The sequence below is a fragment of the Rhizobium sp. Leaf306 genome (assembly GCF_001423425.1).
In the GTDB taxonomy this organism is placed as follows: Bacteria; Pseudomonadota; Alphaproteobacteria; order Rhizobiales; family Rhizobiaceae; genus Neorhizobium; species Neorhizobium soli.
This window is the reverse complement of record NZ_LMNX01000002.1, coordinates 994136-1019507: the sequence shown is the minus strand read 5'-3', so window position 1 is coordinate 1019507 and position 25372 is coordinate 994136. Positions and strand designations below refer to the sequence as shown.

Genomic DNA, 25372 nt, shown 5'->3' with positions numbered 1-25372 from the left:
GCCCGGTGGCAGCCTCGACGAGGTTGCTGTTCGTCTTGCGGAGGTTCAACCGGAAAAGGATAACTAGGCATGGCATTGCCCGATTTCTCTATGCGCCAGCTTCTCGAAGCAGGCACCCACTTCGGCCACCAGACACACCGCTGGAACCCGAAGATGAAGCCGTACATCTTCGGCGATCGTAACAACATCCACATCATCGATCTGGCTCAGACCGTTCCGATGCTGTCGCGCGCCCTTCAGGTCGTGTCCGACACCGTCGCTCGTGGCGGCCGCGTTCTGTTCGTTGGCACCAAGCGTCAGGCTTCCGAGCTTATCGCTGACTCCGCCAAGCGTTCGGCCCAGTACTACGTCAACTCCCGCTGGCTCGGCGGCATGATGACCAACTGGAAGACCATTTCGAACTCGATCGCCCGTCTGCGCAAGCTCGACGAGATCCTGAACTCGGAAGCTTCCGGCTACTCCAAGAAAGAGCGTCTGAACCTCGAGCGCGAACGCGAAAAGCTGGACAAGGCTCTTGGCGGTATCCGTGACATGGGCGGCGTTCCGGACCTGATGTTCATCATCGACACCAACAAGGAAAAGATCGCAATCGACGAAGCGAAGCGCCTGGGCATCCCGGTCGTCGCCATCATCGACTCGAACTGCGATCCGGACCTGATCGACTTCCCGATCCCCGGCAACGACGACGCTTCGCGCGCCATCGCTCTCTACTGCGACCTGATGGCACGCGCTGCCATCGACGGCATTGCCCGTCAGCAGGGCGCTTCGGGCCGTGACCTCGGCGCGATGATGGAGGCTCCTGAAGAGCCTGCTCTCGAAGCTGAAGGCGCAGCCGAAACGGAAGCTCAGGCTTAATTGTCTGAGTCTGGAACGTTCTGAGACGCTCCGTCTTTTCGAATTCGACCAAGGCCAGAGATATGAATCCCTGGCCTTGGTCGTTTAAGACGATACGTCGCCGTCTACCGTTAGGTGGACGTGGAGACGGTCGCAACCGTGATGGCTTCATCACGATGTCATATTTCCGGGTACATTCGTCCCAATCTTTGGTATCGCCGACGGTTTTCCGGCGACACGCAACTTGAACCGACAAGAGGCACGAAAATGGCTGAAATCACCGCTGCACTGGTGAAGGAACTGCGCGAAAAGTCCGGCGCGGGCATGATGGATTGCAAGCGCGCGCTTGCCGAAAACAACGGCGACATCGAAGCTGCGATCGACTGGCTGCGCGCCAAGGGTATCGCCAAGGCTGACAAGAAGTCCGGCCGCACCGCAGCCGAAGGCCTGATCGGCGTCGCCTCCAACGGCACGTCCGCTGTCGTTGTCGAAGTGAACTCCGAAACCGACTTCGTAGCGCGCAACGATGCGTTCCAGACCATGGTTCGCGGCATTGCCGATGTTGCCCTGACCACCGACGGTACCGTCGACGGCGTCAGCGCAGCAATCTATCCGGCTACCGGCAAGACGGTCTCCGACACGATCAAGGATACGATTGCCACGATCGGCGAGAACATGAACCTGCGCCGCTCCGCGCTTCTGTCCGTCGAGGACGGCGTTGTTGCGACTTACATCCACAACGCAGCGGCTGACCGTCTCGGCAAGCTCGGCGTTCTCGTTGCCCTGAAGTCGACCGGCAACAAGGAAGCGCTGAACGCCATTGGCCGCCAGGTTGCCATGCACATCGCAGCCACCAACCCGCTCGCCATCCGTTCGGAAGAAGTCGATGCCGCTGTCGCCGAGCGCGAGCGCAACGTCTTCATCGAACAGGCCCGCGAATCCGGCAAGCCGGAAGCCATCATCGAAAAGATGGTCGACGGCCGCATGCGCAAGTTCTTCGAGGAAGTTGCTCTTCTGTCGCAGGCTTTCGTCATCAACCCTGACCTCACCGTCGGTGACGCCGTCAAGGCTGCCGAAAAGGAAGTCGGCGCGCCGATCGAAGTCACCGGCATGGCACGTCTTCTCCTCGGTGAAGGCGTCGAAAAGGATGAAAGCGATTTCGCAGCAGAAGTTGCAGCAGTCGCGAAGGGCTGATTGCTGCCTTCACGCGCATCGCAAGGCGCTGTAGTCGTTGAAAACCTGAAGGGCACCGGTGACAAGCCGGTGCCCTTCGTGTATCCGCATCCCGTTTGATCACTCCGTCCGTTTCGCTTTCAAGGAGCCACCATGTCGCAACCGATCTACAAGCGTGTTCTGCTCAAGGCCTCCGGTGAAGCACTGATGGGAAGTCAGGGCTTCGGTATCGACGTCGAAGTTGCAGACCGGATCGCATCGGATATTGCGGATGCCTGCGCCATGGGCGTCGAAGTCGGTGTCGTCGTCGGCGGCGGCAACATTTTTCGTGGCGTGGCCGTAGCTTCCAAGGGTGGCGACCGGGTGACCGGCGACCACATGGGCATGCTCGGCACCGTCATCAACGCACTGGCGCTCGCAACCTCGCTGCGCAAGCTCGACATCGAGACGGTCGTCCTGTCGGCTGTCGCCATGCCGGAGATCTGCGAAAGCTTCTCGCAGCGTCGCACGCTGCATCATATGGCGCAGGGTCGTGTGGTGATCTTTGCCGGCGGTACCGGCAACCCGTTCTTCACCACCGATTCTGCTGCGGCGCTGCGTGCTGCCGAGATCGGCGCAGAAGCGATATTCAAGGGCACGCAGGTCGACGGCATCTATTCCGCAGACCCGAAGAAGGACCCGACCGCGACCCGTTTCGAAACGCTCACCCACAGTGAAGTGCTCGACAAGGGTCTTGCCGTCATGGACGTCGCAGCCGTTGCGCTGGCGCGTGAAAATTCCATTCCGATCGTCGTCTTCTCGATCCACGAGAAGGGCGGTTTCGCACAAATCTTGACCGGCCGCGGTCGCAAGACCATCGTATCCGACAACTGACACGCGGTTCGTTGCCAAGAACCGACCGCCAAGAACAATAGGGAGTTCCTGCTGATGAGTGGAGTAGATCTCAACGACATCAAGCGCCGTATGGACGGCGCGATCACGGCCTTCAAGAGCGACATCTCATCGCTGCGCACGGGCCGTGCTTCCGCAAACATCCTCGACCCTGTCACGGTCGAAGCCTATGGTTCGCGCGTGCCGCTCAACCAGGTTGCAAACGTGACGGTTCCCGAGCCGCGCATGCTGGGCGTCTCGATCTGGGACAAGTCAATGGTGGGTGCTGTCGATCGTGCAATCCGCGAATCGAATCTCGGCCTCAACCCGATCGTCGATGGCCAGAACCTGCGTATTCCTCTGCCGGAGCTCAACGAAGAGCGCCGCAAGTCGCTGGTGAAGCTTGCCCACGAATACGGCGAAAAAGCCAAGGTTGCGGCTCGCCATGTCCGTCGTGACGGCATGGACGGGCTCAAGAAGGCCGAGAAGGACGGTTCCATCGGCCAGGACGAAAGTCGCGCCCAGTCGGAAAAAGTGCAGAAGATGACGGATGACACGATTTCCGAAGTCGACCGCTTGCTTGCCGACAAGGAAAAGGAAATCATGCAGGTATAACCTGCTCCGCGACGCCGCAACGTTGCGGCTGCGAAAGGAACGGCATCGATTATGGCGACCCCCGAACTTGCGATCATCCCTCGGCATGTCGCCATCATCATGGATGGCAACGGACGGTGGGCCAACAAGCGTGGGCTTCCCCGTACCGTTGGCCACAGCAAAGGGATGGAAGCCGTTCGCGAAACGGTGAAGGCGGCAGGCGAGGCGGGTGTGGAGTATCTCACCCTGTTCGCCTTTTCGTCGGAGAACTGGAGCCGTCCGGAAGCCGAGGTGAACGACCTGATGGGGCTTCTGCGCCGCTTCATCCGTCGCGACCTCGCCGAACTGCATCATTCCAATGTTCGCATCCGCATCATCGGCGACCGCGTCAAGCTGCGCGGCGATCTTCTTCCTCTGCTTCTGGAGGCCGAGGAGACGACGCGCAACAACACCGCGCTGACACTTGTGATCGCGTTCAATTATGGCTCGCGTGACGAGATCGTCCGTGCGACGGTGAGCCTGGCAAAGGACGTGCGCGCAGGCCTTCTCGATCCAGAGGCGATCGATGCGGCGATGATTTGCGGGCGTCTGGACACCGCCGATATTCCAGACCCGGACCTGATCATCCGCACCAGCGGCGAAGAAAGGCTTTCGAACTTCCTGCTTTGGCAGGCAGCCTATTCGGAGTTCCTGTTCATTCCCGAATACTGGCCGGATTTCGACAAGCAGCTCTTCTTCCAGGCCCTCAAGGTCTACGCCTCTCGCGACCGCCGGTTCGGCGCCGTGTCGGCCACTCCCACCGCGGTCGTCGGCTGATGTCGGGAGAATTGAAGAAGCGTCTTCTGTCGGCAATCGTGCTTGCCATCGTGGTCCTGGCCGCGACCTGGGCAGGTGGTCTCCCATTCCGGGCCGTCGCAGCCGTGATCGGCGTACTCGTCTATTACGAATGGTCCACGATCACTCGATTGAAGGACGTGGATTTCCAGGGCAACGCCTTCGGTTGGCTGATCGTCGTCCTTGTCGCTTTGAATGTTCTCGGCGGTGACGACCAGATGTCGATGCCGCTCCTTGGCGGCGGCGTGATAACAGCCATGCTGTTTGTCGTTCTGCGAAAGCGTAGCTGGTGGCTGCCATCAGGCATCCTCTACGCAGGCTTGAGTACGATCGCCATTGCCGCGATCCGGGGTGAGAACCAGATCGGCCTGATGGCGATGCTGTTTCTGTTCGCCGTCGTCTGGTCCACGGACATTCTCGCCTATTTCATCGGCCGCAAACTGAAGGGGCCGAAACTCGCGCCACGAATCTCGCCCGGCAAGACATGGTCCGGCGCGATTGGCGGTACTGTTTCCGCCGTCATCGCCGGATCTGCGCTGAGTGGTGTTGTGTTTTCGGACTTCTCGCTGTGGACGGCGTTCATGGCGCTCATTCTGTCTGTCGCGAGCCAGATCGGTGACCTCTTCGAATCCTTCATCAAGCGCCGATTCGGCGTGAAGGATTCCAGCCATCTCATCCCCGGCCACGGTGGTGTGATGGATCGCGTCGACGGTCTCGTTTTTGCCTGTTTCGCGGCGTTTCTTCTCACACTTGCGCACGCCGCCTGGACAAGCCATGTTGACGCAAGCGTCGCGGCCTATCTTTTCGGCCTCTGATAAATGTCGGTCCTTGCGACCGCTGGAAACCGGAAACTGAAATGGCCATCCTGACCTTCGTTACGGGTTACATCATCCCCTTCATCCTCGTCCTGTCGCTGCTCGTCTTCGTGCACGAAATGGGCCACTACCTTGTCGGCCGCTGGTGCGGCATCCGCTCGACTGCATTTTCCGTCGGCTTCGGACCGGAACTGATCGGGTTTACGGACAAACGCGGCACACGCTGGAAGATCTCTGCGATTCCGCTTGGTGGGTATGTGAAATTCTTTGGCGACGACGATGTCGCGAGCATGCCCGATGCCAAAAGCGTCTCGCATATGACCGAGGCGGACAAGGCTCACACGCTGGCCGGGGCCAAGCTGTGGAAACGCGCGGCGACCGTGGCTGCCGGACCGATTGCCAATTTCATTCTGGCGATCGCGATCTTCGCCGTCCTGTTCAGCGTTTACGGAAAGGTCATCGCCGATCCCGTCGTCGCCGAAGTGAGGCCTGACAGCGCCGCTGCAGAAGCCGGTGTGCAGACGGGGGACCGTCTGGTCGCGCTCGATGGCAGTCGCATCAAGACGTTCGACGACGTCCGCCGCTATGTCAGCGTGCGTCCGGAAACCCCGATCACCGTCACCGTTGAACGCAACGGGCAGGACATCGACCTGCCTATGGTGCCAAAGCGCAGTGAGATCACCGACCAGTTCGGCAACAAGGTCGAGCTCGGCCTGATCGGCATCGTCACCAACGAACAGCTGGGCAATTTCAGGACCGAAACCTTCTCGCCCCTCGAGGCAGTGGCGGAAGGGGTCAAGGAAACCGGAAATATCGTCACCGGCACATTCCGCTACATCGGCAACCTCGTGACGGGTCGCATGAAGGCTGATCAGCTGGGCGGTCCTGTCAGGGTCGCGCAGGCATCTGGCCAGATGGCGAGCCTCGGCTTTGCCGCCGTTGTTCAGCTGGCAGCCGTACTGTCAGTTTCCATTGGATTGTTGAACCTGATGCCGGTTCCTGTTCTGGACGGAGGGCATCTGGTATTTTATGCAATCGAGGCCATCAGAGGCAAGCCGCTGGGGTCTGGTGCTCAGGAGATCGCATTCCGGATCGGACTGGCCATGGTGCTCAGCCTGATGGTGTTTGCGACATTCAACGACATCAGTAATCTCATCGGTTAACCCCGTGAGATCGTTGAAATAACCCTTTATTTACCATGTTTGCATGTGGTGCGTGGCGATATGGCCACGCATCGAAAGGAAGTAAATAGAAATTAACGCGATATCTTGCTTGTAGGGCAAAAGCAGGTAAAACGACACACGTGGCCGGAGTCGGGTTCACCCGCCAAGGGACAACGGGAAAAGGTAAGAAGTGAAAATGAAGGCTGGTTCAAAGTTCTTGAACGCAGTGTCGGCGGTTGCGCTGTCTGCTAGTGTTGTTGCGTCGGGCGCCGGTGTGCTGGTGCTTGCCTCTGCTCCCGCTGCCGAGGCAGCTACCATTCGTAGCGTACAGGTCCGCGGCGCTCAGCGCGCCGGCGAAGAAGCTGTCCGTTCGAACCTTACAATCCGTCCCGGCGTTGCATTCGCCGCGAGCGACATCGACGAGTCTGTGAAGCGTCTCTATGCGACCGGATTTTTCTCCGATGTCCGCATCAGCGTTTCCGGTAGCGCGCTTGTCGTTACCGTCAGCGAAAACAAGCTGATCAACCAGGTCGTCTTCAACGGCAACCGCAAGATCAAGGACGACAAGCTCGCTGGCGCCGTTCAGACGCAGCCACTTGGCCCTTACAACCAGTCCATGATCAACGCCGACATCGAGCGCATCCGCGAATCGTATCGCGCGATTGGTCGTAGCGACGTTGAAGTCACGACGCAGACCGCCGATGTCGGCCAGGGCCGCGTCAACCTTGCCTTCGTCATCAACGAAGGTGACCGCACCAAGATTGCCAACATCACCTTTGTTGGAAACCAGGCCTATGGCGACGGTCGTCTGAAGTCGACGATCATCACCAAAGAATCCGGTCCTCTGTCTTTCCTGACCCGCAAGGATGTCTACAGCGAAGATAAGCTGCGTGCTGACGAAGACACGCTCCGCCAGTTCTACTACAACCACGGCTATCCGGATTTCCGGGTCGTGTCGTCGCAGGCGGTTCTTGATGAGTCGACTAACCAGTACAACATCACCTTCACGGTTGAGGAAGGTGCTCGCTACCAGTACGGCAACATTGCCGTTGAATCGACGGTAGAAGGCATCTCCGGTCAGGACCTGGAGGGTCTCGTCGAGACCAATTCCGGCAGCACCTACGATGCCCGTGAAATCCAGAAGACGATGGATGCGATTTCGAAGCGCGTCTCGTCTGCCGGCTATCCGTTTGCGCGTGTCACGCCACGCGGCGATCGCAACTTTGAAAACCACACGATCGGCGTCTCCTACATGGTCGACCAGGGCGAGCGCGCCTATGTCGAGCGTATCGAGGTTCGCGGCAACACCCGCACCCGCGACTATGTTATTCGCCGCGAGTTCGACTTCTCCGAAGGCGATGCGTTCAATCAGGGGATGATTGCCCGCGCTAAGAAGCGTCTTGAGGCGCTTGGCTACTTCACCACCGTCAACGTGACGACGCAGCAGGGCAGCTCTGCCGACCGTGTCGTCGTGATCGTGGACGTCGAAGATCAGCCAACCGGTTCGTTCGGTATCGGTGCAGGTTACGCTGCTGGCGGTGACGGCTTCCTTCTCGAAGCATCCATCGAAGAAAAGAACTTCCTCGGTCGTGGCCAGTACATCCGCGTTGCGGCAGGTGCCGGTACGGACGACGCTCGTAGCTACAACATCTCGTTCACCGAGCCTTATTTCCTCGGTTACCGTCTTGCTGCCGGCTTCGACATCTTCAAGAGCACGACCTCTTCGAACGATTACTACGACTATAGCGAACAGGGCATCACCCTGCGTGTGACGGCGCCGATCACCGAAGAGCTGGCGACGACGTTCCGCTACACCTACAAGACGATCGACTACGAAGAAGACGGCGCCTTTGGTGACGACGGCATACCTTACAATGCTGACGACGAAGTCTCCAAGACTTACGCCCACCTGATTGACAAGGGTGAATACACCCAGTCCTCGGTCTCGCAGTCGCTGGTCTACAACTCGCTGGACAGCCAGACGCTTCCACGTGAAGGTCTGTTTGCATCCTTCACGCATGAATATGCCGGCCTCGGTGGCGACTCCGACTTCTACAAGGTCACAGCCCGCGCCCGTTACTTCCACCTTCTTTCGACCGAAGCCGATCTGGTTGGTTCGATTGCCGTCGGTGGTGGTCATGTGTTCAAGACCGGCGACGATCTGAACGTCTTCGATCAGTTCACGATCGGCGGTCGTCAGATCCGTGGCTTCAAGAACGACGGTATCGGTCCGCGCACGGACGCCCATGGCGATGCTCTTGGTGGCACGAGCTACTTCAATGCGTCGGCTGAAATGACGATGCCGATGCCGCTTGTCCCGGAAGATGTCGGTTTCCGTGCCGCTGTCTTTGCTGACGCCGGTTCGCTGTTCGGCAATGACGCCAAGACTTTCGGTGACAAGGTCAACGGCACCGACATGTCGATCCGCGCCTCGGTTGGCGTCGGTGTCATGTGGGCTTCGCCTTTCGGCAACCTGCGCGTCGATTACGCCGAGCCGGTCGTCAAGGAAGACTTCGACGAGAAGCAGCAGTTCCGCTTCAGCATGGCGAACCAGTTCTGATCGTCTCCGGCCGCGAAAGCGGCCGGAAACCTGTTCTGGAGCTCAGGGTTCATGGACCATAACGAATTTTTCCCGCCTCATGATGGCGTGAGCCTGCGCGAGCTGGCCGCCCATCTTGGGGTTGAACTGCTTGACGAGCGTGCCGGTGACGAACTGGTACGGTCTGTCTCGCCCGTCGCGCGTGCGCGCAAAGGCGATATCTGCTACATCCTCTCCAGGAAAAGCCGCGCCGATCTCGAGACCTGCGAAGCGTCGGCTATCCTTTGCGATCCAAGCCTGAAATCCATCATTCCAGATCACATTCCGGTGCTTGCGACGAAGAAGCCGCATACGGCTTTCGCAGAGGCCGGCGCGCTTCTGCATCCCATAGCGCTTCGTCCATCTCCGGTAACATCGCAGTCCGGCATTTCTCCCGCGGCCTTTGTCGATCCGACGGCGAGACTCGAGCCTGGTGTCGAGATCGAGCCCATGGCGGTGATCGGTGCGCGTGTCGAAATCGGCAGCGGCACACGGATTGCTGCCGGCGCCGTGATCGGTGCTGACGTGAAGATCGGCCGCGACTGCACGATCGCCTCTGGCGCCAGCGTGCTGTCGGCACTGATCGGCAACAACGTCATCATCCACAATGGCGCCCGCATCGGTCAGGACGGCTTCGGTTATGCGCCCGGTCCGAAAGGCATGCTAAAGATCGTGCAGGTTGGGCGCGTCATCATCCAGGATCATGTCGAGATCGGCGCCAATACGACGATCGACCGCGGCACGATGGATGACACTGTGATCGGCGAGGGCACCAAGATCGACAATCAGGTTCAGGTCGGCCATAACGTCCGCATCGGTCGCCATTGCGGTATCGTGTCGGGCGTCGGCATTGCCGGATCGACCCGTATCGGCAATGGCGTGATGATCGGTGGTGCGAGCGGCGTTAACGGTCACATCTCGATCGGTGATGGCGTGCAGATCGCAGCAATGAGCGGCGTGGTCGCCGATATCCCGGCCGGGCAGACCTATGGCGGAATTCCGGCGCGGCCGATAAAAGACTTTTTGAGAGACATGGCGGAGATCATGTCGCGTTCCGATGACCGGGCGAAACGCCGAGGAGATAAGAAAAATGACGGATGAGACCAAGCCGGAGCTCGGCGCGGCCGACATTCAGGAAATCATGCGCCTTCTGCCGCATCGCTACCCGTTTCTCCTGGTCGACAAGATCATCGAGATCGATGGCGACAGCTCGGCTGTTGGCATCAAGAACGTGACGGCAAACGAGCCGCATTTCACCGGTCATTTTCCCGAGCAGCCGATTATGCCGGGCGTTCTTCTCGTCGAGGGTATGGCACAGACTGCCGGCGCGATCTGTGCGCGCAAGCAGGGTGGGGCTGGCAATCTCGTCTACTTCATGACGATCGACAACGCGCGTTTCCGCAAGCCGGTCGTGCCGGGTGACCGCGTGGAATTTCATGTCGTGAAGCAGAAGCAGCGCGGCAATATCTGGAAGTTTCATTGTGACGCCAAGGTCGATGGTCAGCTGGTTGCGGAAGCCGATATCGGCGCCATGATGCGCAAGGAAAGCGAATGAGCATGATCTCGGCCAGCGCGCGCATCCACCCTTCGGCCGTGGTCGAGGATGGCGCCGTGATTGGCGAGAACGTCGTCGTTGGACCGTTCTCCCATGTCGGCCCGCGCGTGGTGCTGAAGGACAATGTCGAGCTCATCTCGCATGCGGTCGTCAGTGGCAAAACCGAGATCGGCAAGGGATGTCGGATCTTCCCGATGGCGGTCATCGGTGGTGTGTCGCAGAGCCTTCACGAAGCCGGTGAGGATTCGAGCCTGACCATTGGCGATAACTGCACGATGCGCGAAGGCGTGACGATGAACACCGGTACGACGGGCGGTGGTGGCAAGACGGTCGTTGGTGACAATTGCCTTTTCCTTGCAAATTCGCACGTCGCGCATGATTGCCAGCTCGGCAGCCATATCATCATGTCCAACAACGTGATGCTGGCTGGTCACGTGCAGGTCGCCGATCGTGCGATCCTGGGCGGTGGCTGCGCCGTTCACCAGTTTACCCGCATCGGTCGGCAAGCCTTCATCGGTGGACTTTCCGCCGTCAACTACGACGTCATTCCGTTCGGCATGCTGAACGGCAATCCCGGTCTTCTGGGTGGCCTGAACGTCGTCGGCATGACCCGCGCCGGCATTGATCGCGCAACGATCCATATCGTTCGTCGCGCATTCAAGAAGATCTTCGAAGGCGAGGCAAATGTTCGCGCCAATGCCGCAGCGATCCGCGACGAGTTTGCAGATTGCCCGGAGGCCATGGAAATCATCGATTTCATCACAGCCGATAGTGACCGCGCGATCTCATCGCCTTTCCGCAGGAAGGGCTGATGGTCGCGGCCGGCGCCCCTGGCCAAGCGCGAGAGGGCCGGCTGGCGATTATCGCCGGTAAAGGCTTTTTGCCGGTCTACCTAGCGGATGCCGCACGTGGTGCAGGCGAAGATCCGTTCATTATCCAGCTGAAGGATGAGGCGGATCATCGCTTTGACGGGTTCGACCATGTGTCGCTGGGCGTCGGCGATCTCTCAGGGATCGAGAAGAGTTTTCGCGAAAGAAGCATCCGTCGCGTCGTGATGTCGGGCGGCGTCGCAAGGCGCCCCGAATGGCGCGACATTCATCCGACCTTCAAGACCCTGATCAAATTGCCCTCCGTCGTACGCACGCTGCTATCAGCCGGCGATGACGCAGTGCTGCAGATGGTGATCAAGTTGATCGAGGCCATGGGTTGCGAAGTTCTGGGTGCCCACGACATCGCGCCGGGCCTGCTGGCGAAGGTCGGTCCGCTTGGCCAAGTGTCTCCAAGCGGTGACGATCTGCGCGATATCGAACGCGGTGTCGAGGCTGCGAGTGCGCTCGGCAATCTCGATATTGGCCAGGGCGCTGTCAGCGTCGGCGGCCGCGTTGTGGCACTCGAAGGTGTCGAGGGAACTGACCGGATGATGCAGCGCGTTGCCGAACTGCGCGCCGAGGGACGTATTTCCACGCGCCGCAAGGGCGTGCTCGTGAAGCTCTGCAAGCTCCACCAGGATATGCGCGCGGACCTGCCTACCATCGGGCCATCCACCGTCGAACATGCCGTCGCGGCCGGGCTGGCGGGGATCGCCGTGGAAGCGGGCAGGGCGCTGGTGCTGGAAGAAGCAAAGCTGATCAAAGCTGCTGACGCCCACGGCATTTTCGTCTGCGGCATCGATCAGGCCCTTCCGTCGAGAGGATTGTGATGAACCAAGGTTTGAAGGTTGCGATCATCGCCGGCGAAGTGTCGGGCGATCTCTTAGGGGCAGACCTCATCGCAGCACTGAAGGCGTCCTACGCCGGTCCCGTCGAACTGATCGGGGTGGGCGGTGATGCACTGTCGGCCCAAGGCCTTCAGTCGCTGTTCGATTTCTCCGAATTGTCGATCATGGGCATCACCCAGGTGCTCGCGCGTCTTCCCAACCTGATCCGTCGCATCAACCAGACGGCGGCTGCGATCGTCGCCGCAAAGCCCGATGTGCTTGTCATCGTTGATAGCCCTGACTTTACCCACCGAGTGGCAAGAAAGGTGAGGGCGGCCCTGCCGGATCTGCCGATCGTTGATTATGTCTGTCCGAGTGTCTGGGCCTGGAAGGAATATCGTGCCAAGGCGATGCTCTCCTATGTCGACCTCGTTCTTGCCGTCCTTCCGTTCGAGCCGGAAGCGATGCGGAGGCTGGAGGGTCCGCAGACAGTGTTCGTCGGCCACCGGCTGACCAATGATGCGGATCTCCTGAGGGTCCGTGCTGCGCGCGCCGAGAGGCCGGTCAAGACCTCCGCCGACAAGAAGACGATCCTCTTGCTTCCGGGCTCCCGTTCAGCCGAAATCAAGGCACTCCTACCCGTGTTCGGCGAGGCTGCGCGCGAGTTTGCGGATCGCAATGGTGAGACCCGGTTCCTGCTTCCGACGGTACCGCGCCGGGAAGAACTGGTGCGTAAGATGGCCGCAGATCTGCCGGTTCATGTCGAGATTACCACTGATACAGCCGGAAAATGGGCTGCCTTCGCAGAGGCGGACGTGGCGCTGGCCGCTTCCGGCACGGTTATCCTGGAACTGGGGCTTGCGACGGTTCCCGTTGTCTCAGCCTACAAGACAGACTGGCTGATCAAGCTTCTGGCCGGCCGCATCAAGATCTGGACCGGCGCACTTCCGAACCTGATCGCCGACTACCCGGTCGTTCCCGAATATGTCAACGAGGTCGTGCGACCCGGAAGCCTCAGCCGCTGGGCGGAACGTCTGTCCGCCGACACGCCGGAGCGCCGTGCGATGCTCGACGGTTTCGCACTTGCCTGGCAGAGACTGGACGTCCCTGTTCCGCCTGGAGAGGCCGCAGCAGGTGCGGTACTCGAACTGTTAGACAACAAAAAACCCGTTCATCGCTGAACGGGTTTTTCTTTTCGCAAAGCCTAATTCAGCGCCTAGCGCTTCGAAACGGGCGTGTAGTCACGCTGCGCTTCGCCGGTATAGAGCTGGCGCGGACGACCGATACGCTGCTGCGGATCCTCGATCATTTCGGCCCACTGGGCGATCCAGCCGACGGTACGCGCAAGCGCGAACAGAACGGTGAACATCGTCGTGGGGAAGCCCATCGCCTTCAAGGTGATGCCCGAATAGAAGTCGATGTTCGGGTACAGCTTCTTTTCGATGAAGTAGGGGTCCGTCAGAGCAATCTTCTCGAGTTCCATGGCGACCTGCAGAAGCGGATCGTCCTTGTGACCGAGTTCCGCCAGCACTTCATGCGTGGTCTTCTGCATGATCTTGGCGCGCGGATCGTAGTTCTTGTAGACGCGGTGACCAAAGCCCATCAGACGGAACGGATCGTTCTTGTCCTTGGCACGGGCGATGTATTCCGGGATCTTGTCGACGGTCCCGATCTCGGTCAGCATGTTGAGCGCTGCTTCGTTGGCGCCGCCGTGAGCGGGGCCCCAGAGGCAGGCAATGCCGGCAGCGATACAGGCGAACGGGTTTGCACCCGAGGAACCTGCAAGGCGAACCGTCGAGGTCGACGCGTTCTGTTCGTGATCCGCATGCAGGATGAAGATGCGATCCATGGCGCGCGACAGGACCGGGTTGACCTTGTATTCTTCGCACGGCACGGCAAAGCACATGCGCAGGAAGTTGGAGGCGTAATCCAGGTCGTTCTGCGGATACACGAAGGGCTGGCCGATATGGTACTTGTAGGCCATGGCGGCGAGCGTCGGCATCTTGGCGATCATGCGCAGCGACGCAACCATCCGCTGGTGCGGATCGGTGATGTCGGTGGAATCGTGATAGAAGGCCGAGAGAGCGCCCACGCAACCGCACATGACGGCCATAGGATGCGCATCGCGGCGGAAGCCGGTGAAGAAGCGGCTCATCTGCTCGTGGACCATGGTGTGCATGGTTACGCGATGATCGAAGTCCTTCTTCTGGGCAGCCGTCGGCAGTTCTCCATAGAGAAGCAGATAGCAGGTTTCCAGAAAGTCACCCTGTTCAGCAAGCTGCTCGATCGGGTAGCCGCGGTGCAGGAGAACACCCTTGTCGCCGTCGATATAGGTGATCTTGGATTCACAGGATGCAGTCGACGTGAAGCCGGGGTCGTAGGTGAAGGCACCGGTTTGCTTGTACAGGGCTGCGATATCGATAACATCCGGCCCAATCGTGCCCGATCGCACCGAGAGGTCGACTGTCTTATCACCAAGTACGAGATTTGCGCTTTGTTCCGTCATTCTGATCCTCCAACCTGTTGGCGGCATGGCGCCCAGAAAGCGCCATAAGAGTTAAGCGTCGCAAGTTAGCTATATGATCCTAAAGGTGATGCCAAGCGCTCCTGCGACATTTTGTGCAGCGCGAAAATAATTTAGGCAGGCCACGTTTAAAAGATGCCCAACCTCATGGTGTAAGAGGCCGTAACGTGAAGGAAAACCGCAGCTTGGCGAATGTGTTGACGAGGAGAATATAAACGCGCAGGTTGCGTTTATCAATCACCGTCTCTGCAGCGGAGCCGGCGGGATAAACCATCATGGCGAATGGCGGAGCGATTTTTAAGGCAGCCATCAGCAAGCCGGTGATGCTTGCTTCGACACCGCACGCGATCGCACTCTGGATGCCCGAATCGGCATCGCAGACAATGCCCGCGGAAGTCCGGAATGATGGTCGAAACGACCATCATTCCGAGGATGTTTTCAGGGTATACGTGGTCAGAGACCGGCCCGTTTCCAAATGGCTGTGCACGTCGTTGAGCGAGGAGGTTTCCCACGGTCATGGGTTCCTCTTCCTGCCTGTCTTGCTGGGTGCCGGCGCTGCGATCTGGTTCGCACTTCCTTGGACGCCATCGCCATTCATTCTCGCAACCATGCTTGCGATCTCGATGGTGACCGCAGGGCTGACACGGTATCGCGCGCATCCACTGTCTCGTGCCAACCTTGTACTCTGCATGCTTCTCTCCGGTTCTGCGCTGGCAGCGCTCGAAACGTGGCGGTGTTCGACGGTCGTGCTCGATTCGCCCGCCACGACGACTATCAGCGGGATAGTCGAACGACGCGAAGCCGATGCACAGCGCCGCTGGCGCTATATCCTCAGGATCGAGCAGACATCTGAGCCCTCGCTTTCACGACCGCCACAGCGCGTCTCGGTTCTTGCCAGAAGCCAACACGAACCTGCAGACATCGGAGAGCGCGTTTCCGGCCGTGCCCGTCTGTCGCCACCCTCTGGCCCGGCGCTTCCCGGATTGAACGATTTCGCCTTCTCCTCCTACTTCGATCAAATCGGGGCCGTTGGCTTCTTTTACGGCGCGCCTAGCGTACAACCGGCGATCGATGACCAACCCGGGTTATGGTCGGACATGCAGCGAGGGCTTTTTGCGCTTCGCAGCGCAATCGGCAATCGCATCCGCGATACGGTCAAGGGGGATGCGGGCGCTTTTGCTGCCGCAATCGTGACCGACGAGCGCCGTGCAATTTCCCGTGAGACGACCGAGGCGCTTCGTCTGTCCGGACTGGCCCATATCGTCGCGATCTCAGGCCTCAACATGGCGCTGGCAGCCGGTATCTTCTTCGTCGGCGTTCGCTCCGTCCTGTCGCTGTTTCCAGGCTTTGCGCAGGCCTATCCGATCAAGAAGTTTGCCGCGTTCGGTGCGCTTGTCATGGCGACCGCCTATTACCTGATTTCCGGGTTCGGGGTTTCCGCCGAGCGGGCCTATATCATGATGGCGGTGATGCTGGTCGCCGTGCTCGTCGATCGACCCTCCATCAGCCTTCGCAACGTCGCCCTTTCGGCAATCATCATCCTCGCCATCTCGCCGTCGGAGATTCTGGGTCCGAGTTTCCAGATGTCGTTTGCGGCAACCGCGGCACTGGTGGCAGGGTTCGCCCTCTGGACGCGATATTTCGCGAAAGGAAAGGAGGAGACAAAAGGTAGCAACCGTTGGATAACGGGTATTGCGGCGACGTTGCATTTCATTGCCGGGATCGTGGTGACGTCGCTGATCGGCAGTACGTCGACGTCGATCTATTCGATCGAGCATTTCCACCATCTGACCACCTACGGCCTCGCGGCCAATCTCGCGGCCATGCCGATCATTTCCTTCGTGGTGATGCCGGCAGGTCTCGTGGCCATGCTGCTGATGCCGTTCGGGCTGGATGCTCCCGTTCTGTTCATCATGGGCGAGGGGCTGCGGATCGTCATTCGCATTGCCGAGATCGTCGCCGCATGGGGCGGCGATATTGCCATCGGCCGGCAGAACCCGCTTTTCCTGCCTCTGGCGACGGCAGGCTTTCTGCTTCTGACGCTGCTGCGCACGCCGCTGAGGTTGACAGGCGCGCTGTTCATGGCGGTGGCTTTGCTCTTTGCGGTCCGCTCAGGCTCGGCGCCGAGGCCTGATATCGTCATATCCGAAGACGGCGCATCGGTCGGCGTGATCCAGGATGACAAGATCACCCTCAATCGAACCCGACCGCCGGGATTTATCTACGATCAATGGCGGCGAGCGCTGGTGCTTGAGACCGGAGAACAACCGCTCGCCTTGCCGGTTCTTGCCTCTTCGGAACCAGCGCGAGGTGCCAGCCTTGCGAAAAGCGATGACAGACCACCTGGACCACATTCGCGACCGGATTTGACGCGCCGGGAAATCGAATATGTCAGGGGTTTTCTTCAAGCATTGAAGCCCGGACGATTCGCCTGTCTGCCGAAAATCCTGTGCGCGGCGCAGACTGCTCAGGACATCCGGATCGTCACCGTCGAAGACAACCGATACACCGGTCTTGCCTGCGATGTCGGTCGGATCATCGTCTCGCCCGGCGCACGCTTCGATACTTGCCGCTCCGGCGCCTTGCTTCTCAGCGGGCGGACGTTGCGCCGGACTGGCGCACTGGAAATCACCATTATTCCGAACGCGACAGCGCCAGACATCAAGATTACGGCGGCGATGCGAGACAGCGCACAGACCTCAAGCCGTCCGTGGACCGTCCACCGGTTCTATGACTGGCGAACGCGACAATTCGACTTTGGCATCCCGGAGGCTGTTGCTGCGCATCTCCGGGATGACAGCGTTCTCAATGGTAGCGGCGAATAAGGCCGACAAGCTTGCCCTGGACCTTCACCCGGTCGGGCGGGAAGATGCGGGTCTCGTAAGCCGGGTTTGCCGCTTCCAGTGCGATCGAGGCACCCTTGCGGCGGAACCGCTTCAGGGTCGCTTCTTCCTCATCGACCAGGGCAACGATGATATCGCCTGGACTTGCGGTGCTGGTATTCTTGATGATGACGGTATCGCCATCGAGGATGCCGGCATCGATCATCGAATCGCCCTTCACTTCGAGCGCGTAATGATCGCCGGAACCCAGCATCTCGATCGGAACGGCGATGTCATGGGTGTTGTTCTGGATCGCGGAGATCGGCACGCCGGCAGCGATTCGACCCATGACCGGAATGTTTGTCGAGAACGGATTGTCCGCCATGACCGGCGCCGGCTTCTGAGCGACGACCGGTTGCGTTTTGCCGAGGCTTCCCTCGATGACACTGGGAGAAAATCCCCGTCGCGGATGAAGGTTCGCCACATAGGCGTCAGGCAGCTTGATCACTTCGAGCGCGCGTGCTCTGTTCGGCAGACGGCGAATAAAGCCACGCTCCTCGAGCGCGGTGATCAGCCTATGGATGCCGGACTTCGATGCAAGGTCGAGAGCGTCCTTCATTTCGTCAAACGACGGCGGCACGCCTGATTCTTTCATCCGCTCGTGGATGAACAGAAGTAACTCCTGTTGCTTGCGTGTCAGCATGGACGGGACCCTCAGAATTGGAAACAAATGCAGAACGGACGCTATATGTTCTATCTGTGTTCCGCAAGCCCCAAATTTCTGCTCAAGAATAGTCTCATTTCAGCGTTCGATCACGTATTCAGTTCGTGCGCAGCACTTGCCGAGTTTCCCGCGATAGCCAATGTTCTGCGGAATAAGACTTTGGGGGTGTAAGTGGGTAACAAGTCAGTCGATCATTTGGTTCTGCCCGTTGCAGATCTGGCGTCAGCGCGGGGGAGGTTGACCGCTCTCGGCTTTACTGTGGCACCTGAAGGTGTTCACCCTTTCGGCACAGCCAATGCCTGCATATTCTTCGCGGATGGCTCGTACCTCGAGCCACTGGCCATTGTTAACCGTCGGCAAGCCTCGCTTGCGGCAAAACGAGGCAACGTGTTCACCGATCGCGACATCCGCTTTCGCGGCCAGCGGAAAAGGGAAGGTCTATCGGCGGTGGTCGTCGGGACGCAGGATGCAGCGGCCGATCATATCCGTTTTGTGGACGGGCACATGTCTGTAGGCGAGATGCTTCAATTCTCCCGCCCGATGCAGTTGCCCGATGGTAGGGAGGGCGAAGTCTCATTCCGTCTGGCGTTCGCGGCAGTTCCCGAGGTCGATGACATCTTGCTGTTTTCCTGCCAGCGAATGGCCGCATTACCGGCAGATCGCGGTGGTCTTGATGAGCACGCAAACGCCGTTACAGGCCTTCGAGAGATCGTATTTTCTGCAGATGACCCGCTGAAGTTTCTGCCGCTTTTCGAAACCGTGTTCGAGACGCAACCCGAGCAAGGGAAAGACGGTCTGCGGCTCGAAGCTGCCAATGCCAGCATCCGCATTCAATCCAACGACACGTTCAGCGACGAGTTCCGGTCTTCGATGAAGCCCTTGTTATCGTCGCGCCTCGCTGCGCGCGGGATCATCTTCAAGACCACCGATCTCGCCGTGACAGAGATCACCCTTGCTGCTAATGACGTCGCATTCATCCGCAGGGATGGCCGCGTGATCGTGTCGGCAGCCCCGGGGCAAGGTGTGGTTTTCGGTTTCGAGGAATAGTGAAATGACAGTCTCCGCCAATTCTGAAGTGTCCGTGGGCGAGGGGAGTTCGAAAGTCGTTTTTTCCAACACGGCAAAGCTCTCGCTGATTGCCGGTCCCTGTCAGATGGAAAGCCGTGATCACGCCTTCATGATCGCGGGTACGCTTGTCGAACTCTGCAAGAAGCTCGGCATCGGCCTCGTCTACAAATCCTCCTTCGACAAGGCCAACCGCACGTCGATCTCCGGCAAGCGCGGCATCGGCTTGGACAACGCGATGGCAATCTTTGCCGATCTCAAGAAGGAATACGGCTTTCCGGTTCTGACCGACATCCACACGGAAGAGCAGTGCGGCCTCGTGGCCAATACGATCGATATCCTGCAGATCCCCGCCTTCCTGTCGCGCCAGACCGACTTGCTCGTCGCGGCCGCAAAGACGGGTTGCGCCATCAACGTGAAGAAGGGCCAGTTCCTGGCGCCCTGGGACATGAAGAACGTTCAGGCGAAGTTCCTCGAAAGCGGCAATCCGAATGTGATGCTGTGCGAGCGCGGCGCCTCGTTCGGCTATAATACGCTTGTCTCCGACATGCGTTCGCTGCCGATCATGGCGTCTCTCGGAAGCCCTGTCATCTTCGATGCGACCCATTCCGTTCAGCAGCCGGGCGGCCAGGGCGGTTCTTCCGGCGGCCAGCGCGAATTTGTCGAAACGCTGGCGCGGGCAGCCGTCGCCGTCGGCGTTGCCGGCGTCTTCATCGAAACCCACGAAGATCCTGACAACGCACCGTCCGACGGTCCGAACATGGTCCACCTGAAGGACATGCCGCGCCTTCTGGAAAAGCTGCTGGCCTTCGATGCCATTGCAAAAGGCTGACGGCGTCGAAAAACCGCCGAATTGACTGGATTGTAATCCGCGTGTCATCGACGATCGCACAATGTCGATGACACGCCTGTTCGCTGAGCCTGCGAATTCAGGCTCGCACACCAACCGAGGAGAGACCCTTGACCGCCATTACCGACATCATCGCTCGCGAAATTCTGGACAGCCGTGGCAATCCGACCGTCGAGGTGGATGTTTATCTGGAAGACGGCTCGATGGGCCGCGCCGCGGTTCCGTCCGGTGCCTCCACGGGTGCGCATGAAGCCGTCGAACTTCGCGATGGCGGCAAGCGCTACGGTGGCAAGGGCGTCGAAAAGGCCGTTGAAGCCGTCAACACCGAGATCTTCGATGCGATCGGCGGCTTCGATGCCGAAAGCCAGATCCACATTGACAAGACCCTGATCGCGCTTGACGGCACCCCGAACAAGTCGCGTCTCGGCGCCAACGCCATTCTTGGCGTCTCGCTTGCTGTTGCCAAGGCCGCCGCCGAATCGTCCGGCCTGCCGCTCTATCGCTATATCGGCGGCGCCTCCGCCCATCTTCTGCCGGTCCCGATGATGAACATCATCAACGGTGGCGCTCACGCCGACAACCCGATCGATTTCCAGGAATTCATGATCATGCCTGTCGGCGCTGAGACGCTGAAGGATGCCGTGCGCATGGGTGCAGAAATCTTCCACGTCCTCAAGAAGGAACTGGCAGCGCAGGGCCACAACACCAATGTCGGCGACGAAGGCGGTTTCGCACCGGGCCTGAAGAGCGCGCCGGAAGCCCTCGACTTCATCATGAAGTCGGTCGAAAAGGCGGGCTACCGGCCGGGCGATGACGTCCACCTGGCGCTTGATTGCGCAGCCACCGAGTTCTTCAAGAACGGCAAGTATGAGCTGGAAGGCGAAGGCCGCTCGCTCGAGCCCGAAGCAATGGCGGATTACCTGGCAGAACTTGCCGGCAAGTACCCGATCATCTCGATCGAAGACGGCATGTCGGAAGACGACTGGGCCGGCTGGAAGTATCTCACCGACAAGATCGGTTCCAAGGTCCAGCTCGTCGGCGACGACCTGTTCGTGACCAACTCGGCCCGACTGCGCGACGGTATCCGCCAGGGCACAGCCAACTCGATCCTCGTCAAGGTCAACCAGATTGGCTCGCTCACCGAAACGCTCGATGCTGTCGAGACGGCACACAAGGCGAGTTACACGGCCGTCATGTCGCACCGTTCGGGCGAAACCGAAGACTCGACGATCGCCGATCTCGCAGTTGCCACGAACTGCGGACAGATCAAGACCGGTTCGCTGTCGCGCTCCGATCGTCTGGCCAAGTACAACCAGCTGATCCGTATCGAGGAAATGCTGGGTCCTCAGGCCGCCTACGCGGGCCGCTCGATCCTCAAGGCCTGATCATTCCGGTCGACTGAGGCAGACTGTCCGAGAGCCCGCGCCACCAGCGCGGGCTTTTGCGTTTTACAATTCGTGATCACACCGTACCGAAAACCGATAGGTCAGCATTGTTGACCTGTCGGAACTTATGTAAACCGAAGCCAAGAATATTGAAATAAAAGGAAACGCCCGTGCTTGATTGGGACCATATTTTCTCGACGCGCTCCAGCCGCATGAAAGCCTCCGAAATCCGCGAATTGCTGAAGCTGCTGGAGCAGCCGGACATCATTTCGTTCGCCGGCGGCATTCCGGATCCGGCATTGTTTCCGGCCGAGGAATTCCAGAAGGCCTATGCGGATATCTTCTCAGGCGCTCAAGTGAACTCGGCGCTGCAGTATTCGGTCAGCGAAGGCTACAAGCCGCTACGCGACTGGATCGTCGCCGATGTCGCCAAGATCGGCATCGACTGTACCGCCGACAACGTCTTCATCACGTCAGGCTCCCAGCAGGCGCTCGATTACCTCGGCAAACTGTTTCTGTCGCCGAATGATACGGCGCTCGTCACGTGGCCGACCTATCTCGGTGCGCTCTCCGCGTTCAATGCCTATGAGCCGACCTACGATCAGCTCTCGGTCAACGGCAACCGCACGCCGGAAGCCTATCGCGAGACGGCGTCGAAAGCCGGTGGCTCGGTGAAGTTTGCCTATCTGTCCGCCGACTTCTCCAATCCGACCGGCGAGACGATCGATCTCGCAGGCCGCGAAAAGCTTCTGGCACTGGCAGACGAACTCGATATCGCGATTCTCGAAGATGCCGCATACCAGAACCTGCGCTTCGATGGCGAACCGGTTTCGCCGATCCTTGCGCTCGACATTGCCCGCAGCGGCGGTATCGAAAAGACCCGCACGATTTACAGCGGCAGCTTTTCCAAGACGCTCGCACCCGGTCTGCGCGTCGGCTTCGTCATCGGAGCGATGCCGGTCATCCGCAAACTGGTGTTGTTGAAACAGGCGGCCGACCTGCACTCGTCGACGATCAACCAGATCGCCATCGAGCATGTCGCTTCGCGCGGTTTCGATGAACAGGTTGCCAAGATCAAGCGGGTCTATAGCAGCCGCCGCGATTCCATGCTGGCGGCACTTGCGAAATACATGCCGAAGGGAACGACCTGGACAAAGCCCGAAGGCGGCATGTTCGTGTGGCTGACGCTGCCTGAGGGCATGGACGGTGCCGAATTACTGGCAAAGTCGCTGGCAACCGAAAAGGTCGCCTTCGTGCCCGGCAAGGCGTTCTACGCCGACGGCAGCAACGCCAACACGCTGCGCATCAGCTTCTCCTGCGCCAACGACGAGATGATCGACGAAGGCATCAAGCGGCTCGGAAGACTGATCGGCAATGCCGAGACCCGCGAGCACGAAGCGCTCCCGATCATCTGAGTAGCGATGCTCTGAGAGAGGCGAGCCGGGGATGGTTCGCTTTTCTCGCATGCTGTTGGTAGCCAGATCACCAGCCGGTGACGTTGATCAGGGGTTGCGCCATCGGACGCCCTCGGGCAGTTTTGCGCCCGGTATATGAGGAGGAGTTTGCATTGGCGCGTCCCTACAGCATCTACGACGTCTTCACCGACACCAAACTTTCCGGCAATCCGCTTGCGGTCATCTTCGATGCAGACGGGCTCGACGATGGCGCCATGCAGGCGATCGCGAAGGAGATGAACCTCTCGGAGACGGTGTTCGTCCAGACGTCGACAAACACCACCCATTCGGCAAAGCTGCGAATCTTCACACCGGGCCGGGAACTTCCTTTCGCCGGCCATCCGACGGTCGGAACGGCCATTGCCCTTGCCGAGCGCACCCATGGCCGCGACAGCGATCTCGATCTGGTCTGCGTTCTCGAGGAAGCGGTCGGTCCGGTTCGGTGCGCCGTGCGTCTGCGCCAGGGGGAGGTGGGCTTCGCCGAATTCGATCTGCCGAAGAAGTCGCAGCGGATCGACCTTGCCTTGAACCGTCAGGGCATCGCGGACGCGCTCGGCGTCGAGTTGACGGATATCGGGTTCGAAAACCACGTTGCGTCGATCTGGAGCGCCGGTGTGCCTTTCCTGATGATCCCGCTGCACAATCTTGCAGCTGTCCAGGACATGGAATTCGATGCCCCGCTTTGGGAGAAGGTCGCTCCTTTCGTCGAGGGTGCGCTCGCTTCAGCCTATGTCTATTGCCGCGGCGGCGTCCATCATCAGGCGAAATTTCATGCCCGGATGTTCTCGCCGGATATGGGCATCGCTGAAGACCCAGCCACGGGTGGGGCGGTAGCGGCATTGTCCGGCGCGATCCATCATTTCGACGGCCCGCCGGATGGGCATCACCCTCTTCTCATCGAGCAAGGCGTCGAGATGGGACGGCCGTCCTTTATCCATCTCCATATCGATGTGCAGGAAGGGGCCATTGCAAAAGCCCGGATCGGCGGACAAGCGATCCGACTTGCCGAAGGCGTTATCGAAATCTAGTCGAAATTCTCAAACCTCTGATTTTGTTACTATAAGTCCGGATATCCTTGCAAAGGCAGTTCGCTCGCGCAAAAAAGAAGCTGCTGATCCAACAAATTTCGCCGGAGGTGCTGGACAAGCCCAAACTTCCCATTTATACGGCCCACACACCGGCGGAAACGACGCTTCGCCAAACCGGTTACGGGTGATTAGCTCAGTTGGTAGAGCAGCTGACTCTTAATCAGCGGGTCGTAGGTTCGAGCCCTACATCACCCACCATTCGAACCGTTGCAGACCAGCTCTTCCCAAGAATTTTAAACAAAACATTAGACATTTACGACTGCGTTACGCGTCGTATAGCATTGCGCTGGATGCCATCGTGTAACCGGCGGAAAAGCGCGTGCAGCAGCTGTTCATGGTGCCTCTGTCCAGCACTTCGCAGTGCTGACCCTTTCCACCCTGGCGGTTCCATGCGTAGATGTAGGGTAAGGTCATTTTGCACCCCCGTTCCTTGTTTCAATGGGGGTAGGGAGTTCGCCAGTTTTTGCGAAATGCTGTAGCATTGGAGGCAGTGAATGAACGTGATCTGATGTGAGGTGCATCCGTTGGCTGCCTACGATGTCCTGTCCCGGCAATGGTACATCATACCATCCGGTATAGTTGCCGGGGAACCGCTTACCTCAGCTTTGCTACACCAAGCCAGATAGCCGCCTCAATAGAGAGACTGATTCCTCCTTGGTGCCTTCGATTCCGTTTGTGTCGGTGAACGTAAGAAACCCGAAGCCTCTTGTGGTAGTCGACGCCCTAAGGAAGTGCGGATTGGGAATGGCTGGCCCTTCTCGTTGCCGCGCAAAAGTGGGTCGTAGCGATAGAAGAAGATTGTCAACTCGGTCGTCAAGAACGAGCAGACCGCTTCAAGTTAAAGTTTGAAGCTGAGTTTTGAAGCGCTTAAATAGGTGCCTCGTAAGCCTCGCGCCTAAGTTCAGCTAGCCTATGATCCAAGATGGCGGCAATAACCGCTTTTATCTCGCTGATCGTCTCAGCCAGCTCAAGCTTCTTTTTGAAGCCCTGAAGATCAGCTTCATCTTTCATGAGTGAATGAGCATCAGCCATCTTTCGTTTCTCCTTAGTAGCAAACAGGTGTGGTTAGTGCAGACCAGGCTTGCAATGAGTTCCCTATTCCGCAAGTTATCGCTTAGATGGAAGTGGGAACTTTGATGCAACCGAGTGACTTTGTCGACCGAATTTGGCGCTACTCTCACACCTTTGACCATGCGGGGAAGCTAATAAAGCTTGCCTCCAATGGTCGTATAGTTGGGTATGATCATCCGAACGAGCGTAGATGGGAGATAAGGGGCGACGTTCTATTGTTCCTTGCGGAGAGTGGTCGCGATACAGCCGCATTCAAATGGGTTCCGCATCCACTAAA

Annotated in this window: 22 protein-coding genes and 1 tRNA gene; 20 read left to right on the top strand and 3 right to left on the bottom strand. The window is 59.1% G+C overall.

Features of this window, described 5'->3' with window-relative positions; genetic code table 11:
• Positions 1 to 69: 69 nt before the first annotated feature.
• The 13 genes from rpsB to lpxB all read left to right on the top strand — a co-directional run bounded on the left by rpsB (position 70) and on the right by lpxB (position 13293).
• Positions 70 to 855 carry a 30S ribosomal protein S2 gene (rpsB, locus tag ASG19_RS12645; RefSeq protein WP_062457320.1) on the top strand — a complete coding sequence of 262 codons (786 nt, stop codon included), beginning with the start codon at positions 70 to 72 and terminating at the stop codon, positions 853 to 855.
• A 246-nt stretch (positions 856 to 1101) separates the two neighbouring features.
• Positions 1102 to 2028 (top strand): translation elongation factor Ts, encoded by a 927-nt coding sequence (tsf, locus tag ASG19_RS12640; RefSeq protein ID WP_062457317.1) that lies wholly within the window; start codon positions 1102 to 1104, stop codon positions 2026 to 2028.
• A 132-nt stretch (positions 2029 to 2160) separates the two neighbouring features.
• Positions 2161 to 2880, top strand: a complete 720-nt coding sequence (gene pyrH, locus ASG19_RS12635; RefSeq protein ID WP_062457314.1) for a UMP kinase — start codon at positions 2161 to 2163, stop codon at positions 2878 to 2880.
• A 54-nt stretch (positions 2881 to 2934) separates the two neighbouring features.
• Complete coding sequence (gene frr, locus ASG19_RS12630) at positions 2935 to 3492, top strand: ribosome recycling factor (RefSeq protein ID WP_062457309.1); 558 nt, start codon at positions 2935 to 2937, stop codon at positions 3490 to 3492.
• Between the two features lie 51 nt (positions 3493 to 3543).
• Complete coding sequence (locus tag ASG19_RS12625; RefSeq protein WP_062457306.1) at positions 3544 to 4287, top strand: isoprenyl transferase; 744 nt, start codon at positions 3544 to 3546, stop codon at positions 4285 to 4287.
• A complete protein-coding gene (locus ASG19_RS12620; protein WP_062457303.1) occupies positions 4287 to 5120 on the top strand; it encodes a phosphatidate cytidylyltransferase in 834 nt (277 codons plus the stop codon). Before ASG19_RS12625 ends, ASG19_RS12620 begins: the two co-directional genes overlap by 1 nt.
• Positions 5121 to 5161: 41 nt before the next feature.
• The gene (gene rseP, locus ASG19_RS12615; protein ID WP_062457300.1) at positions 5162 to 6283 is read left to right on the top strand and encodes an RIP metalloprotease RseP; all 1122 of its coding nucleotides are present in this window, start codon (positions 5162 to 5164) and stop codon (positions 6281 to 6283) included.
• Between the two features lie 196 nt (positions 6284 to 6479).
• Positions 6480 to 8843: an outer membrane protein assembly factor BamA gene (bamA, locus tag ASG19_RS12610; RefSeq protein ID WP_062457297.1), complete on the top strand. Its 2364-nt coding sequence runs from the start codon at positions 6480 to 6482 to the stop codon at positions 8841 to 8843.
• 51 nt (positions 8844 to 8894) lie between these two features.
• A complete protein-coding gene (gene lpxD / locus ASG19_RS12605) occupies positions 8895 to 9962 on the top strand; it encodes a UDP-3-O-(3-hydroxymyristoyl)glucosamine N-acyltransferase (RefSeq protein WP_062457294.1) in 1068 nt (355 codons plus the stop codon).
• The gene (gene fabZ, locus ASG19_RS12600) at positions 9952 to 10416 is read left to right on the top strand and encodes a 3-hydroxyacyl-ACP dehydratase FabZ (protein ID WP_062457291.1); all 465 of its coding nucleotides are present in this window, start codon (positions 9952 to 9954) and stop codon (positions 10414 to 10416) included. Before lpxD ends, fabZ begins: the two co-directional genes overlap by 11 nt.
• A complete protein-coding gene (gene lpxA / locus ASG19_RS12595; protein ID WP_062457287.1) occupies positions 10413 to 11228 on the top strand; it encodes an acyl-ACP--UDP-N-acetylglucosamine O-acyltransferase in 816 nt (271 codons plus the stop codon). The genes fabZ and lpxA overlap by 4 nt, the downstream gene beginning before the upstream one ends.
• Positions 11228 to 12115, top strand: coding sequence for an LpxI family protein (locus ASG19_RS12590; protein WP_062457284.1), 888 nt, complete (start codon positions 11228 to 11230; stop codon positions 12113 to 12115). Before lpxA ends, ASG19_RS12590 begins: the two co-directional genes overlap by 1 nt.
• On the top strand, positions 12115 to 13293 hold the full coding sequence (gene lpxB / locus ASG19_RS12585; protein ID WP_062457281.1) for a lipid-A-disaccharide synthase: 1179 nt from the start codon (positions 12115 to 12117) through the stop codon (positions 13291 to 13293). The genes ASG19_RS12590 and lpxB overlap by 1 nt, the downstream gene beginning before the upstream one ends.
• Positions 13294 to 13328: 35 nt before the next feature.
• Here the strand turns inward: lpxB and gltA are convergent, their stop codons facing one another.
• Positions 13329 to 14618 carry a citrate synthase gene (gene gltA, locus ASG19_RS12580; RefSeq protein WP_062457278.1) on the bottom strand — a complete coding sequence of 430 codons (1290 nt, stop codon included), beginning with the start codon at positions 14616 to 14618 and terminating at the stop codon, positions 13329 to 13331.
• A 293-nt stretch (positions 14619 to 14911) separates the two neighbouring features.
• On the opposite strand from gltA, the gene ASG19_RS12575 reads away from it, so the two are divergent.
• The gene (locus ASG19_RS12575) at positions 14912 to 17461 is read left to right on the top strand and encodes a ComEC/Rec2 family competence protein (RefSeq protein ID WP_082476301.1); all 2550 of its coding nucleotides are present in this window, start codon (positions 14912 to 14914) and stop codon (positions 17459 to 17461) included.
• On the opposite strand, the gene lexA is transcribed toward ASG19_RS12575, so the two are convergent.
• Positions 17442 to 18161, bottom strand: a complete 720-nt coding sequence (lexA, locus tag ASG19_RS12570) for a transcriptional repressor LexA (RefSeq protein ID WP_062457274.1) — start codon at positions 18159 to 18161, stop codon at positions 17442 to 17444. The genes ASG19_RS12575 and lexA overlap by 20 nt on opposite strands.
• 192 nt (positions 18162 to 18353) lie before the next feature.
• Here lexA and ASG19_RS12565 point away from each other — a divergent pair, with 192 nt between their 5' ends.
• The 6 genes from ASG19_RS12565 to ASG19_RS12540 all read left to right on the top strand — a co-directional run bounded on the left by ASG19_RS12565 (position 18354) and on the right by ASG19_RS12540 (position 24222).
• A complete protein-coding gene (locus ASG19_RS12565) occupies positions 18354 to 19229 on the top strand; it encodes a VOC family protein (protein ID WP_062457271.1) in 876 nt (291 codons plus the stop codon).
• A 4-nt stretch (positions 19230 to 19233) separates the two neighbouring features.
• Entirely contained in the window at positions 19234 to 20079 is an 846-nt protein-coding gene (kdsA, locus tag ASG19_RS12560; RefSeq protein WP_062457268.1) for a 3-deoxy-8-phosphooctulonate synthase, read from the top strand.
• Between the two features lie 128 nt (positions 20080 to 20207).
• Positions 20208 to 21482, top strand: a complete 1275-nt coding sequence (gene eno / locus ASG19_RS12555) for a phosphopyruvate hydratase (RefSeq protein WP_062457265.1) — start codon at positions 20208 to 20210, stop codon at positions 21480 to 21482.
• 170 nt (positions 21483 to 21652) lie between these two features.
• Positions 21653 to 22897 carry a PLP-dependent aminotransferase family protein gene (locus tag ASG19_RS12550; protein ID WP_062457262.1) on the top strand — a complete coding sequence of 415 codons (1245 nt, stop codon included), beginning with the start codon at positions 21653 to 21655 and terminating at the stop codon, positions 22895 to 22897.
• A 152-nt stretch (positions 22898 to 23049) separates the two neighbouring features.
• Entirely contained in the window at positions 23050 to 23964 is a 915-nt protein-coding gene (locus ASG19_RS12545) for a PhzF family phenazine biosynthesis protein (protein WP_062457259.1), read from the top strand.
• Between the two features lie 182 nt (positions 23965 to 24146).
• Positions 24147 to 24222: transfer RNA gene (locus ASG19_RS12540), tRNA-Lys, on the top strand.
• Positions 24223 to 24891: 669 nt separating this feature from the next.
• Here ASG19_RS12540 and ASG19_RS23900 read toward each other — a convergent pair.
• Positions 24892 to 25056 carry a hypothetical protein gene (locus tag ASG19_RS23900; protein WP_156466487.1) on the bottom strand — a complete coding sequence of 55 codons (165 nt, stop codon included), beginning with the start codon at positions 25054 to 25056 and terminating at the stop codon, positions 24892 to 24894.
• Positions 25057 to 25372: the final 316 nt, after the last annotated feature.

Bases quoted from the DNA above. Each gene is read 5' to 3' on its own strand.
- rpsB (WP_062457320.1), top strand. From the start codon at position 70: ATGGCATTGCCCGATTTCTCTATGCGCCAGCTTCTCGAAGCAGGCACC.
- tsf (WP_062457317.1), top strand. From the start codon at position 1,102: ATGGCTGAAATCACCGCTGCACTGGTGAAGGAACTGCGCGAAAAGTCC.
- pyrH (WP_062457314.1), top strand. From the start codon at position 2,161: ATGTCGCAACCGATCTACAAGCGTGTTCTGCTCAAGGCCTCCGGTGAA.
- frr (WP_062457309.1), top strand. From the start codon at position 2,935: ATGAGTGGAGTAGATCTCAACGACATCAAGCGCCGTATGGACGGCGCG.
- ASG19_RS12625 (WP_062457306.1), top strand. From the start codon at position 3,544: ATGGCGACCCCCGAACTTGCGATCATCCCTCGGCATGTCGCCATCATC.
- ASG19_RS12620 (WP_062457303.1), top strand. From the start codon at position 4,287: ATGTCGGGAGAATTGAAGAAGCGTCTTCTGTCGGCAATCGTGCTTGCC.
- rseP (WP_062457300.1), top strand. From the start codon at position 5,162: ATGGCCATCCTGACCTTCGTTACGGGTTACATCATCCCCTTCATCCTC.
- bamA (WP_062457297.1), top strand. From the start codon at position 6,480: ATGAAGGCTGGTTCAAAGTTCTTGAACGCAGTGTCGGCGGTTGCGCTG.
- lpxD (WP_062457294.1), top strand. From the start codon at position 8,895: ATGGACCATAACGAATTTTTCCCGCCTCATGATGGCGTGAGCCTGCGC.
- fabZ (WP_062457291.1), top strand. From the start codon at position 9,952: ATGACGGATGAGACCAAGCCGGAGCTCGGCGCGGCCGACATTCAGGAA.
- lpxA (WP_062457287.1), top strand. From the start codon at position 10,413: ATGAGCATGATCTCGGCCAGCGCGCGCATCCACCCTTCGGCCGTGGTC.
- ASG19_RS12590 (WP_062457284.1), top strand. From the start codon at position 11,228: ATGGTCGCGGCCGGCGCCCCTGGCCAAGCGCGAGAGGGCCGGCTGGCG.
- lpxB (WP_062457281.1), top strand. From the start codon at position 12,115: ATGAACCAAGGTTTGAAGGTTGCGATCATCGCCGGCGAAGTGTCGGGC.
- gltA (WP_062457278.1), bottom strand. From the start codon at position 14,618: ATGACGGAACAAAGCGCAAATCTCGTACTTGGTGATAAGACAGTCGAC.
- ASG19_RS12575 (WP_082476301.1), top strand. From the start codon at position 14,912: ATGGCGAATGGCGGAGCGATTTTTAAGGCAGCCATCAGCAAGCCGGTG.
- lexA (WP_062457274.1), bottom strand. From the start codon at position 18,161: ATGCTGACACGCAAGCAACAGGAGTTACTTCTGTTCATCCACGAGCGG.
- kdsA (WP_062457268.1), top strand. From the start codon at position 19,234: ATGACAGTCTCCGCCAATTCTGAAGTGTCCGTGGGCGAGGGGAGTTCG.
- ASG19_RS23900 (WP_156466487.1), bottom strand. From the start codon at position 25,056: ATGGCTGATGCTCATTCACTCATGAAAGATGAAGCTGATCTTCAGGGC.